This is a genomic window from Bacillus sp. FSL M8-0266, from assembly GCF_038613425.1.
GTDB classification, from domain to species: Bacteria; Bacillota; Bacilli; order Bacillales; family Bacillaceae; genus Bacillus; species Bacillus pumilus.
The window spans coordinates 3,307,284-3,320,897 of the sequence record NZ_CP152015.1 but is presented as its reverse complement, the minus strand read 5'-3'; the positions used below and the strand labels follow the sequence as shown (position 1 = coordinate 3,320,897).

Below are 13,614 nucleotides of genomic sequence, written 5' to 3'. Positions count from 1 at the left end.
CAATCATGAAGGTTAAATTAGGCTTTACGCTGTTAGTGCTTTGTATGCTTATCGTCACTGCCTGTAGTTCATCGACGAGCTCAGGTGCGAAAAAAGAGGGCGGAGCAGAGAAGCTCGATATTTTTTCTTGGTGGACTGGAGCAGGTGAAGAGGACGGACTGAAAGCACTTATTCAATTGTTTGAAGAGAAAAATAAAGATATCCCAATTGAAAATGCAGCCGTCGCAGGTGGTGCTGGTACAAATGCAAAGGCTGTTCTGACTAGCCGAATGCAAGGAAATGACCCGCCAGCTACATTCCAAGTACATGGCGGAGCGGAGCTGAATGAGAGCTGGGTCGCAGCAGGCAAAATGGAGCCGCTGGACGATCTATATGAAAAAGAAGGCTGGAAGGACAAATTTCCGGAATCACTCATCGACCTTGTCAGCAAAGATGGGAAAATCTATTCAGTACCAGTGAATATTCATAGGGGCAATGTGCTTTGGTATAACAAGAAGGTATTTGATGATGCAGGCTTAGAGCCGCCAACGACCTTTGATGAATTTTTCAAAACAGCAGATGCATTAAAGAAAAAAGGCATTACACCGCTTGCACTTGGTGATAAAGAGCCTTGGGCAGCGACGCATTTGTTTGAGAGTGTGCTTCTCGGCGTTTTAGGCGCTGATGGATATCAAAAACTTTGGGCTGGCGACATGAAAATGGATGACGCAAAAGTGAAGGAAGCGGCAGACATCTTTGGACGTATGCTTGAATATGTCAATGATGACCACAGCTCACGTAACTGGCAGGATGCCTCGCAGCTCGTAGCAAAAGGGGAAGCTGCAATGAATGTCATGGGCGACTGGGCGAAGGGGTACTTTGTGAATGATCTGGAGTTGAAGGTGAATGAAGACTTTGGATACGTGGCGACTCCTGAAACAGAGGGAAGCTTTATGGTGATCACCGATACATTTGGACTGCCAAAGGGCGTGAAACAGCCAGAAAACGTGAAGAAATTCTTATCTGTCTTAGGATCTGTGGAAGGACAGGATGCATTTAATCCGCTGAAGGGATCGATTCCGGCACGTGTGGATGCAGATGTTTCTAAATATGATGAATACGGAAAATCGGCGATGAAGGCATTTAAAGAATCAAAGCTGGCGCCGTCTCTCGCGCATGGTTCAGCTGCTGAAGAAGGGTTTGTGACAAAAGCGAATCAAGCCGTCAATATCTTCGTCACACAAAAAGATAGCAGCCAGTTTGTTTCATCTTTAAAAGATTCAATGAAATAAAGACGAGGAGGCGGCGACTAAGCACCGCCTCTTTTTTAAAAAGGAGTGTAGCTTCATGCGTATGGATACATCGCCGATCACAAAAGCAGCAACACCTAAAGTCAAACGTGTTCAGAAAAAATGGAGTGGGGATCAGCTGCTTGCGCTTCTATTTTTAGCCCCGTCGGCTGTGTTGTTATTCATCTTTGTTTACGGCTTTATTGGCTGGACAGGGTATGTGTCATTATCAAATTGGACCTCGCTTGTTCCTGATTTCTCTTTCGCAGGGCTTCAAAACTATATGATGCTGTTTCAAGATTTCCGCTTTCAGTCTGATCTTCGGAACACGGTCTTTTTTACTCTATTCTTTATTGGAGCCGTTATTGCCTCTGGGCTCGCACTTGCGATTTTACTAGATCAGAAGATCAAGGGTGAATCTCTATTTCGGAATTTATTTTTCTTTCCAATGGCCCTTTCCTTCGTTGTGACAGGGGTCGTCTGGCAATGGATTTTAAACCCGTCCACTGGGGTGAATCTATTTTTAAAGACGCTTGGTATCCAGCCTAAGTGGTACACGGATACGAACATTTTAGCCGGATTTGTCTGGGGGAAAATTGAGTTTGGTATCCCTGCGGCAATGATTGCCGTCGTGATTGCAGCTGTTTGGCAGATGACTGGATTTTCTCTAGCGATGTATTTGGCTGGTTTTAGAGGCATTCCAGAGGAAGTAAGAGAGGCTGCTAGAATGGATGGCGCAACCGAGTGGCAGATTTACCGGAAGATTATTTTTCCTCTATTAAAACCGATTACTGCAAGTGTCATTATCATCATGGCTCATATTTCATTAAAGATTTTCGATTTGATTTACTCGATGACAGGACCGGGTGCAAACTTTGTCACAGATGTTCCGGGTGTTTACATGTTTGAAATGACCTTTAGAGGAAACCATTATGCAGGCGGTGCCGCCATCGCGATTGTTATGCTGATCTCTGTTGCGGTCTTTATCGTGCCATATCTCCTGTCGAGCCGAAAGGGGGCGTCATCATGACAGCTAGATGGTTTGTCCGTCCAGTCTTTTATGCTTTATTGATTTTGTTCAGTCTCTTTTTTCTGATGCCAGTCTATGTCATGCTCGTCACAAGCTTGAAGCCATTAAGTGAAGTGACCCTTGAGAAAATGTGGGCGCTGCCGTCAACACTCGATTTTTCAAGCTATCAAATCGCATTTGAAAAGCTAGCGCCCAATTTAATGAATTCTCTTTATCTAGTCATTCCGGCTACCTTATTGTCAGCTGTCTTAGGGGCGATGAATGGCTATGTCCTATCAAAATGGCGTTTCAAAGGGTCAGAAGGGGTCTTTACACTGATGCTGTTTGGAATGTTTATTCCATATCAAAGTATCCTCATTCCACTCATTCAATTTTTACGCGAAGTCGGATTGTATAATTCGATTCCAGGTTTGGTGCTTGTCCATGTCGTATATGGACTCCCAATCACAACGCTCATGTTTCGAAACTTCTATGTGAGCATTCCTGATGAAATGATTGAATCGGCAAAAATGGACGGTGCAGGATTTATCGGGATTTTCAGACATATGATTCTTCCGCTTTCGATCACAGGATTTGTTGTGGTCGCGATTTGGCAGTTCACAAATGTATGGAATGAGTTCTTATTTGCAGTCACGATGACCACTGCAGAGCATCAGCCAGTGATGGTTGCCTTGCAAAATCTATCTGGCAGTCAAATTGTGCAATGGAACGTCCAAATGGCAGGGGCGATATTGGCCGCACTGCCGACACTTTTGGTTTATATTCTGCTCGGAAAATACTTTGTCAAAGGGCTTCTCGCAGGCTCTGTCAAAGGATGAAATATTTTTGTGTTATCGTTTTCATTTGGTGTACTGAAAGGATTGACTTCTCTTTAGATAGCGTCATAATAAAAGTTGAGACTTGCTAGTTTTCATCAAGTTTGGCAAGGATTATCAAAGGGTAGCAAAGGGAGGAGTCATCCTGAATGAAGCAGTCACCAATTTTTTTACTGCCTGAATTGAAGGAGAGAATATGGGGAGGTACAGCCTTAAGAGATCAATTTGGCTATGATATTCCTTCTGATCAAACGGGAGAATGCTGGGCAATTTCTGCTCATCCAAACGGACCAAGTGTCGTGCAAGACGGTCCATATAAAGGGAAAACGCTGATCGAACTATGGGACAATCACAGAGAATTGTTCGGGGGAATAAAAGGCGATCGATTCCCGCTGTTAACCAAAATTTTAGATGCAAACCAAGACTTGTCCGTTCAAGTTCATCCAGATGATGATTATGCGGAAAGACATGAAAATGGCGAGCTTGGAAAAACAGAATGCTGGTATATCATTGACTGCAAAGAAGGAGCAGAAATGATCTATGGGCACAATGCAAGAACACGAACTGAGCTTGTGACCATGATGAACAGTGGAGATTGGGAAGGTCTTTTGCGTCGTGTGAAGATTAAGCCTGGTGATTTTTATTATGTGCCAAGCGGTACCATTCATGCGCTGTGCGAAGGAACGCTTGTCCTCGAAACGCAGCAAAGCTCAGATACAACCTATCGAGTATATGATTATGAACGAAAAGATCAGAATGGCAATGAACGTGAACTTCATTTTGCGCAAGCCATTGATGTCACAACGGTTCCCCATGTAGATGGTTATGCAGATGAATCAGTTGAAACACGCCGTGGGCTGACCATTCGAACTTTTGTTGAAGCAGAGTATTTCTCTGTGTATAAATGGGAAATTGATCAAGCAGTAGAGCTTTCGCAAGATTATCCATTTTTGCTGTGCAGTGTAATTAGCGGGGAAGGGGCTCTAACGCATGATGGACATACATATCCACTGCCTAAAGGGGCTCATTTTATCCTGCCAGCTGAAACAGGGAGCTTCTCAATTGAAGGAACTTGTGAACTGATTGTATCGCATATATAAAGGAAAAGAGGACTTCGACGGGGTCCTCTATTTTTCTATTGCATAAATGACTTGAAAGAGTACTTGTTTTTGTCGATAAAGAGATTAGTAGACTATTATGCAAAGTAAGAGAGGGACAGTGAACGTGAAAAAAACCATCAAGATTATGTTACTCGCAGCTGCCTTTGGTATGACAATACAGACGGGCAAAGAAGCGCAAGCAGCCTCCTATGTCGATCAATCCATTTATACGATGAACACCTCAAAGGTATTTACAACAGAATCAGAAGTAAAAAAAGCAGTGGAAACATTGAAGAAGGACAAAAAGTGGACAGCCACTTATCAAACCTCAGGAAACACGTCGACCTATCAGCTCACTGCCTCAGGATATGAGTCACAAGCAGCAGCGAGTGCAAGTGCAGCTGCATTAAAAAAAGAGACGGGCATGAGCGGTACAGTGTCGCCAGTAGGTGACCGGCTTCCTTTACAAAAGGTCGTATCTGACCCCGTCAATGATCAAGCTCAGGCGAAAAAGCTCTCGCTCGAGCTAACGAAAACATCAGGACTTAATAGCACCTATGAAGTCATCAATCAAAGCAGACCTTCTTATCAGGTCATTTCAGGAACCATTGATTCTGAAACGAAAGTCAAAAGTATTCAAACCGAATTACAAAAGCAGGCCGGTGTCACCAGTACATACCAAACTGAAAACAAAGCTGGCACTGTGTATCAGTTGATTTCAGGCGGTATCGTTGGACAAAGTAAAGCGAATACGATCCTACAAGGCTTTCAAAAGGAGTCTGGTTTAAAAGCGGTGCTTCAAACGGTGACAGCAGGCAAGCCATATTACATCGTCACATCAGCTGCACAAGTGAGCCAGTCAAAAGCACAGACGCTTCTTACCCAGCTCCAAAGAGAAGCAAAGATCAGCGGGAAGATTCAAAAGACAGGCGCTTTAAAAAATGTGTATCGCTTGGAATCAGGCTATTTCAAAGACAACAAACAAGCATCCTCAGCTGCGGCCCAGATTAAGAAACAAACCGGCGCTACAGGGACTGTGCAGCGAGTGGGAAAAACAAAAAATTATATCGTGAAGCTCAATCAACTGAACGATACAGCATACGGAAAAACGGTGGCCTTTTTCAAGAAAAAGAAATGGCGCTACACATCAAAAAAGATCTCTTCTACACAGCCATATCAAGTAGTGACTGGAAACCTATTGGGAGATGATCAAGCGAAAAAAGCAGCAGCTTTCTTCCAAAAGAAAAAGGTATCAGCGACAACGAAAAAAACAGGTAAAGCATCTGACAGCACGTATCGACTTGTCGTCAATCAATCAGCGGACCAAGCGAAAATAAATAAAGGTGCCGCATATTTAAAAACGCAGAAGGTGACAAGCAGCATCACAACAAGTAAGGGACAAGCTGTCAGCAAAACGTATAGTCTCAAGACAACACCTGTATATGAGCAAAGTAAAGTCAAGCAGGCTCAAGAAATTATCAAGAAAAATGGCGTTGCCAGCAGTACAAAAACGCTGACAGAAGCGGTTAAACAATACCGGATCACGACAGAGCCGACGGTGAATCAGACAAAACTGAATCAAGCGCTAAGCTATTTAACGAAACAAAAAATGAAAGCAGCTGCTCAAAAAACAGGCGCAGCTGATTATGCTCAATATCAGATCAAAACCGGTGCCATCTCAACAGCCGCATTGCGCGATCAAGGCATGGCATTTTTCAAAAAACGGAATGAACCAGCTGCTTATCAAACAACAACGAAGCCAACCTACAAAATCAACATTACGCAGCAATTCACAGGATTACCAACTGTAAATGCAGCGATTGCTTTTGTGAAAAGTCAATATGGCTGGACAGCTACAGCTGTAAAAATCAAAAATGGCCCAATGGTCATGCAAACGAACTACAACCTCACTGTCAATGAGATGGTGAACAAGCAAATGAAGGTGTCACCACAGACCGATGGCGCAGCCTATGTATATGCACCATATGTCGACACGGCGACGTCAACTGTGAATACGGACGGCTTAAATGTTCGTTCGACACCTGATTCGAGCTCTGCAAGCAACATCGTGGCACAGCTGAATAAAGGAGCAAAAGTGAAACAGCTTGGGAAAGAAGGAAACTGGATCAAGATCAGCCTTGGCTGGAGAAATGCAAGTGCAGCAGAGGTGCAAAAATATGTAGACCCAGCCAATATTGCGGAGGGCACTCAATCTTATTTTCAATTTCTGAAACTCTCTGAAGCTGCGAATCTCAATCCGGCAGAAGTGAATTCAAAGATTCTAGCAGGCAAAGGGATTCTTGCAGGTAAAGGACAAGCCTTTATTACTGCAGCGAAAACGTATCATATCAACGAAATTTATCTCATTTCTCACGCGTTGCTTGAAACAGGTAACGGAGGTTCTATTTTAGCGAATGGTACGATGTTTAATGGAAAGAAAGTATATAATATGTATGGCATTGGCGCATACGACAGCAATCCGAATTACCTCGGTGCGAAATATGCGTATGAACAGCAATGGTTCACGCCAGAGGCAGCCATTATTGGCGGGGCAAAATTCATTGGCAACAGCTATATCAATCACGCCACATACAAACAAGATACGATTTATAAAATGCGCTGGTCTAGTGCAGCGACTCATCAATATGCAACAGATATTGGCTGGGCATATAAGCAAGTCACTCGTATGTATAGCTTGTATAACTTACTTGATAACTATACGCTGTATTACGATATCCCGGTTTATAACAAATAAAAAAACGTCCGTGCTTCCTAATGAGAAGCCGGACGTTTTTTGTGTAAGAGCTGCTGTTCAATAAAGGATAAGAGTTGCTCACTAGACCTTCCCTTTGAATATTGATTCCATTCCTCGGCGAAGGTTTTGATTCGTTTTAGTTGATCTGATTCATTTAGATGAAGCAGCTCCTTCAAGAGCATGTCTTGAGTGACGCAAGCCTTCCCAGGAATGATGTCCTCATACCGATCGACTAAACCGCGTTTCTCTCGATAAGTGTCTAAGTCATAAGTGAAGAATAAAACAGGCTTTTCAAGCAGCGCATATTCAAACACAATCGATGAGTAATCTGTGATCAGGACATCGCATGCACAAAGCAATGGATAAAGCGGCTGATCGGACACATCAAATACCCATTTATCGTCTGTTTCCGCCTTCGCTAAATGTTTGACCGCAGGATGAAGCTTGACGAGCAGAATATAATCGCCGTTTAGCTCTGTTTGCAATTGCTCCTTTGAAAAAGGCAGGACAAGCCCGTCCATTGCAAAGTCTCGATAGGTCGGTGCATAAAGCAGGATCTTTTTCCCTTTAGGAAATTCGTTTGGCTTCAAGGAAGACGGGCGCTGATCATAGTACACATCCGTCATCGGGACCCCAGTTGGTAAAAAACGTTCATCATTGACTCCAAACGAAGACTTAAAAATCTCGTGCATATGATCTGAGCCTGTAACGATATAATCGAAAGATGCATAGACTCGTTTGAACCGTTTGATGTCACGACGACTTCGTTCCGAATTGGAAGCATCTTCAAGACCGAATTTTTTCAACGCCCCATTAGCATGCCATACTTGAATACAGGTGGTAGAAGGACGTTTTCTGAGTACGCTTGTCATGAGAAAGTAGTTATCTGTCACGACAACCTTGCTTTTAAACATCGTATAAATACATTGAATGAGATGGAGAGGATTTTTTTCATGAAAATAGCGAAATGACAGATGAGACTCGTCCTTTTCTATCGCAGAAGCATGCTTCGTATAGAGGACAGTAAGCTTCATCGTCATGTTCGCCTGTTGTTGATAAGTATCAATAAGAGCAGCTGCATTCTCTTGAAATGAAACGAGCAGCGTCACCTGGTTTTCCCGTGGTTTGACGCCGCTCATCAGCCATCCAATGAAAGAAACGAAAGCTGCATAGCATGAAATGATCATTGAGCGTATATTTATCATTGGTCAGTCTCTCACAGCTGCTTCGTCTGATCCTTTACTTGCTCAGGATAGTAACGTTTTTTCCCTTTGTTTTCTTTCAATACGGCAAAAGCGTATTTAGGAATATTCAGCATTCGTTTCCATCTCCATGGATTCACAACAAGTCTGTACAGCCATTCTGTATTTGTTTTAATCATCCAGCGTGGTGCACGCTTCACCGTTCCGCTAAATACATCAAAGCTTCCGCCTAAACCGATGCAAACAGCCTGCGGGAATAAATGACGGTATTCATAAATAAAGTTCTCCTGATTTGGATATCCTAAAGCAACGAACACCATATCTGCTTTCGAGCGAGCGATTTGCTTTGCTACGAAACGTTTATCGGCTTGATAACCGTCACAGCTGCCTGCAATGACCACATTTGGATATTCCGTATCAATTCGCTGTTTAACAGCCTCAAGCACTTCTTTTTTTGCCCCATATAAAAAGATACTTTTAGACTGCTTGTTTGCTAGATCAAGCATAGACATGAAGACATCAAAGCCAGCAATTCTTGACTTCAGCGGACTTTGTGTCAAACGTGACATCAAGACGACGCCTACACCATCCGGCAGCACATAATCCGCAGAAGAGACAACTTGATGATACGCATGATCCTTCATAACAGCATAGCCAATCTCTGGATTGACAGTCGCAATCATGGCGCCTCTTCTTTGAGAAATATGATGGTGATTCATATAGCTAATAAATTCATCTAGGTCGCCGTTTACATAAGAAAGGTTAGAGACCACTTCTGTTTGCATTGTTTAGACCTCCTTTTTCATCTTGTTATCTATGAACGTTCATTGTAAATTCATTCTTCGTCTACACATCATTTTATCACAGATGCTCCATGAAATATTAACAATAACTTTACAAACCTTTAAATTTCATGACATTTTCATCAATTCATAATGAGGCTGATGCGAGAAACATTGATTCTTCGGACTTTTCCTTCTGCGCCCAATAAATTGGAAATAGTTTGTCTTTACATCTGCTTAACGTTTGATGGGCGCTGTGATATAATGAGGTTCCGAAGAGCGAAAAAACACGAACGAAGATTATAGGATTACGGATAAACATTACTGCATGAAAGCAGTTGAATAAGGAATGAAGAAAGGAGTTCATGTTTGCAATGAAGAAAGTTATTACTTACGGTACATTTGATTTATTACACTGGGGGCATATTAAGCTGCTCGAACGTGCAAAGCAGCTTGGAGATTACTTAGTGGTGGCCATTTCGACAGATGAGTTTAACTTACAAAAATCAAAAAAGGCTTATCACAGCTACGAGCATAGAAAGCTGATTTTAGAAACGATTCGTTATGTAGATGAAGTCATTCCAGAAAATAGCTGGGATCAAAAAGTCCGTGACGTGCAAGAGCACGATATTGATGTGTTTGTCATGGGAGATGACTGGGAAGGTAAATTCGATTTCTTAAAAGAGCATTGCGAAGTCGTGTACTTGAAAAGAACAGAAGGCATCTCGACCACACAAATTAAGGAAGAAATTGCTGGACTTTAATAGATCGAAAAAAAGTACTTCTTATCTTTTGGTGAGAAGTGCTTTTTCATGTAAAATACAAGTTATCATTATTTTTAAGGAGAGCTTCCTTTGTTTCAAAATTGGATGAAGAAAAAAGTTGAACACACATTGGATCAACCTGAACAACATGAAACAATGACATCAGTTGACATGCCTGATATGGACTACTACTTTATCATGGGTGATGTACCAAAACAGGATGAGCGCTTAACGAAGTCTTTAAAAGCGAGATTAAAGCCATTGGCTGACAAACATAAACGTAATGCCATTTTAACTTTGAATTATGATGCAAATGTGAAAGAACATATTCATAGCTTGGAGGAGACCTTTCTTCACCAAGTTGACATCTTGAATGTATTTGAGCACTATATTCTACCGGAAAGCGGAAGTAAAAGGCGTTACTCGGAATTTATCATCGGTACATCTTTTCAATCGATCAATGAAGCAGTGATGCCAGCAGAAGAATCAACAGTTCAGGTGACGAGATATGAACTGCCATCTTCCCCTATTTGTTATATTGATCAATATAATGAAGAGCAGCAATTAGTAAAGAGGGAAGAGTACAATTGGCAGGGCGTTTTGTGCAGAGTACAAAGCTTTGTTCCTCATACAGGTGCCCTATACTTGGAAGAACTAATCAATGACGATGGCAATATCTATATGGAGATCATCTACTCTGGAGATACAAAAAAGAATCCAGTTCGGCATATTAATTGGTATAAAAAAACAGGAATTCAAACTTTTACAAAGAAGACAGATATAAAGCAACGATGGTTATCTAGTATTCAAACACAAAATGACCGTTTGAAACTGATGATTACAGAAGACCGGGATCAAGACCGTCACCTGTTTAAAATCGATCAGCCCGAAACAACGTATTATGCTGCATTTGTACATGACGCACATTATGAAGAAGATCCGCATCAACTCTATTCTCATTACGGAGAATTATTTAAACAAATAAGAAAACAGCAAGTGGATGCCGTCTTCTTTGGAGATACTAAGCATAAGGTAGATGTTGAGAAGGTATTGGGAGAACAAGCCTATTTTTATCTTGTGCCTTCTGATGAAATGTCTCTTTGGAATACAACACTTCATCATATGCTCGAAAATCGTGAGCGTAAAGATGAACTGAGAAGGATCGTGGACCGTATGAAATGGGTTTTGCGTGATCTAAGCGCTGAACATCATGTTCTTCATCTTCAGCTTGAGCTGAAGGACGAAATGAGTCATGCGGATCATGTGCAAATCGATTTCGCAGGATATGATCGAGTGAATGGAGCTGAAATCATATCTCAAACAATCGATGAAAACCATCAAGTCAGCTTCCCAATTGGGCATTTTCAAACAAAGAAAAATATTGAAACCAATCAAACAAAATACGTTGATTTTTACATTCGTTTTAAAACAGAAGAACTTCAGGAAGTTTTGCAGCGTCTAGAAGTAGAGGAAGAGCTGCTCACCAATAAACCATCGTCAATCGATGGGTGGTCGTATCAAACGAAACAAGGAAACTATTCTTGGAAAGTAAAATAATGTGACAACACAGCGGTAAGATTTCTGAACAGAGGAGATTAACGATTAATGATTGAAGAGGGAATTCATAAGAAGAGTGTCGTTGAAGGGTTAAAAAATCATCATGAGAAACTAGAAATGCTTATTCGCATCGACGATGACATGCCATTAACAGATAGAGAATTTTATTTGTTTATGAGGGAAAGGGTATCCAAACAAGAGCTTTTCCTTCCGCTTGTTCATCAAGAAGACAATCTATTCAAATTGGTATTGAGTGAATCATCGCTTCCGCTTGCATTAGAGCAGGGTCAGACATACAACCTGTATGTGACGGACTATCTGAGTGCAAACAAAGAAGAGGATGAGGACGAGCTTGAGGATTCGGCCTATGATTCTGATTCGGAAGAAGAGGAAGAAGAACTTAAAGAAACGGATAATGCCGAAGTAGAAGAGAAGTCGCCATACTATAAACGCCGTTTAAAAATGGAAATAGAGAAGCCAGAGCTGACTTTTTTAGAAAATAAAGGCGCGATGCTGAATGTCATCCCATATCGTACGGATAAAGGAAATGCATCGTTTAAAATCAAGCGTGAGCTAAAGGTTGTGAAATTCAATCATATCGAGCTCAACAAAGATTGTACGTTATCTTTATCTGGTTATGCAGGCATTCTCAGTGCAGAGCATCCTTATGAGATCAAGGAAGTAAAGCTTCTAGTGAAGAGAAATGGCGAAGAGCCAATTGAGCATCGTTTTCCGGTAAATATGACTCCAATAAAAGAGGAAGTGGTCAAATACCGTGATGATCAACAAGTACCACAGCTTTATCAATTTCTAGCAGAAGTTCCTTTAGAGGAATTGTCCTATTCGTTAAACAAACGTTTTGTATATCGCTTCTATTTTGAATTTATTTGCGATGTAGGTGGAGTAGAGGAGACTTTAACGACCACTTCTTTAGTCCTTGGAGATCGCTCGAACAAACTCAAAGGACTTGTTCAAATTCATAAAAGAAACGATGTCCCGATTCGATATGAGGTGTATCGAAAGAAAAAAAGACAAACGCTTGGCATTCGAATTAATGATTATACAATGAAAACACGTGCGAAGTACTATGTCAAAAGCAAGTGGAAGAAGTTCAAAAAGCAAATCGGCAAAATAAAAAAAGTCCGTAACCGCCTTGTGACAAGTACCTTCCAAACGACCTTTCAGCTGGCGAGCAAGCTGTCTGTGAAAAAGAAAACCGTTATGTTTGAAAGCTTTAATGGAAAACAATTTAGCTGTAACCCGCGTGGGATCTATGAGTATATGAAAGAAAATCATCCTGAATATACATTGATCTGGAGCGTGAAAAAAGGGCACGAAGCACCGTTTAAGGAAAAGGATATTTACTATATCAATCGTCTGTCATTGAAATGGATTTTTGCGATGGCAAGAGCTGAGTATTGGGTCGTCAACAGCCGTTTGCCGCTGTGGATTCCAAAACCAGAGCATACAACATACTTGCAGACATGGCACGGTACGCCGTTAAAACGACTGGCGATGGATATGGACGAGGTGCATATGCCTGGAACAAACACGAAAAAATACAAAAAGAATTTCACGAAGGAAGCGTCGAATTGGGATTACCTCATTTCTCCAAATGCTTACTCGACTGAAATCTTTACACGTGCCTTCCAATTTCAAAAGACCATGATTGAGTCAGGATATCCGAGAAATGACTTCCTTCACAATCAAAACAATGAAGAAACGATGAGAGCACTCAAACAAAAAATGAACCTGCCGCTTGATAAAAAATTAATCTTATATGCTCCGACATGGAGAGACGATCAATTTTATAAAAAAGGGCAGTACAAATTTGATTTAGACCTTGATTTGCATGAGCTGAGAGCCGCTGTCGGAGATGAATATATTATCATTCTGCGTATGCACTATCTAGTCGCTGAAAACTTTGATTTAGGACCATATGAAGGCTTTGCCTATGACTTCTCTCATTACGAAGATATTAGAGATCTTTATATGATTTCTGATCTGCTCATCACTGACTACTCATCTGTATTCTTTGATTATGCAAACCTCAAACGTCCGATGCTATTCTATGTGCCAGACATCGAAACATATCGTGACAAGCTGAGAGGCTTCTACTTTGACTTTGAACAAGAAGCACCTGGACCTCTTGTGAAAGAAACAGCGAGCGTCATTGACTGGGTAAGAGAAACAGAACAGCCAACCTTTTCTTTGCCAGCTTCATTCGCACCGTTTTATGAAAAATTCTGCTATTTAGAGAGCGGAGAGTCTTCGAAGCGTGTGGTGGAAGTAGTGTTTTCTGAAAAATAGTTTAAAAAGTACCGTTCTTCACCTTTGAACG

Annotated in this window: 10 protein-coding genes; 8 read left to right on the top strand and 2 right to left on the bottom strand. The window is 41.5% G+C overall.

What is annotated here, in order from left to right:
* Positions 1 to 5 precede the first annotated feature (5 nt).
* From MKY83_RS17135 to MKY83_RS17115, 5 genes are all read left to right on the top strand, one after another.
* On the top strand, positions 6 to 1,271 hold the full coding sequence (locus MKY83_RS17135; RefSeq protein WP_342487513.1) for an ABC transporter substrate-binding protein: 1,266 nt from the start codon (positions 6 to 8) through the stop codon (positions 1,269 to 1,271).
* Positions 1,272 to 1,326: 55 nt separating this feature from the next.
* Positions 1,327 to 2,298 (top strand): sugar ABC transporter permease, encoded by a 972-nt coding sequence (locus tag MKY83_RS17130; RefSeq protein ID WP_342487512.1) that lies wholly within the window; start codon positions 1,327 to 1,329, stop codon positions 2,296 to 2,298.
* Complete coding sequence (locus MKY83_RS17125; RefSeq protein WP_342487511.1) at positions 2,295 to 3,116, top strand: carbohydrate ABC transporter permease; 822 nt, start codon at positions 2,295 to 2,297, stop codon at positions 3,114 to 3,116. The genes MKY83_RS17130 and MKY83_RS17125 overlap by 4 nt, the downstream gene beginning before the upstream one ends.
* Before the next feature lie 146 nt (positions 3,117 to 3,262).
* Positions 3,263 to 4,213 (top strand): mannose-6-phosphate isomerase, class I, encoded by a 951-nt coding sequence (manA, locus tag MKY83_RS17120; RefSeq protein WP_106067041.1) that lies wholly within the window; start codon positions 3,263 to 3,265, stop codon positions 4,211 to 4,213.
* Positions 4,214 to 4,337: 124 nt separating this feature from the next.
* Positions 4,338 to 6,968, top strand: coding sequence for a glucosaminidase domain-containing protein (locus MKY83_RS17115; protein ID WP_106067061.1), 2,631 nt, complete (start codon positions 4,338 to 4,340; stop codon positions 6,966 to 6,968).
* Positions 6,969 to 6,985: 17 nt separating this feature from the next.
* Here MKY83_RS17115 and MKY83_RS17110 read toward each other — a convergent pair whose 3' ends face one another.
* Entirely contained in the window at positions 6,986 to 8,173 is a 1,188-nt protein-coding gene (locus MKY83_RS17110; protein ID WP_106067042.1) for a CDP-glycerol glycerophosphotransferase family protein, read from the bottom strand.
* 11 nt (positions 8,174 to 8,184) lie between these two features.
* Positions 8,185 to 8,955, bottom strand: a complete 771-nt coding sequence (locus MKY83_RS17105; protein WP_044140062.1) for a WecB/TagA/CpsF family glycosyltransferase — start codon at positions 8,953 to 8,955, stop codon at positions 8,185 to 8,187.
* A gap of 371 nt (positions 8,956 to 9,326) precedes the next feature.
* Here MKY83_RS17105 and tagD point away from each other — a divergent pair, with 371 nt between their 5' ends.
* From tagD to MKY83_RS17090, 3 genes are all read left to right on the top strand, one after another.
* On the top strand, positions 9,327 to 9,716 hold the full coding sequence (gene tagD, locus MKY83_RS17100; protein WP_008343212.1) for a glycerol-3-phosphate cytidylyltransferase: 390 nt from the start codon (positions 9,327 to 9,329) through the stop codon (positions 9,714 to 9,716).
* Between the two features lie 90 nt (positions 9,717 to 9,806).
* Positions 9,807 to 11,273: an alpha-glucosyltransferase N-terminal domain-containing protein gene (locus MKY83_RS17095; RefSeq protein WP_106067043.1), complete on the top strand. Its 1,467-nt coding sequence runs from the start codon at positions 9,807 to 9,809 to the stop codon at positions 11,271 to 11,273.
* A gap of 48 nt (positions 11,274 to 11,321) precedes the next feature.
* Entirely contained in the window at positions 11,322 to 13,583 is a 2,262-nt protein-coding gene (locus tag MKY83_RS17090; RefSeq protein ID WP_342487509.1) for a CDP-glycerol glycerophosphotransferase family protein, read from the top strand.
* Positions 13,584 to 13,614 lie beyond the last annotated feature (31 nt).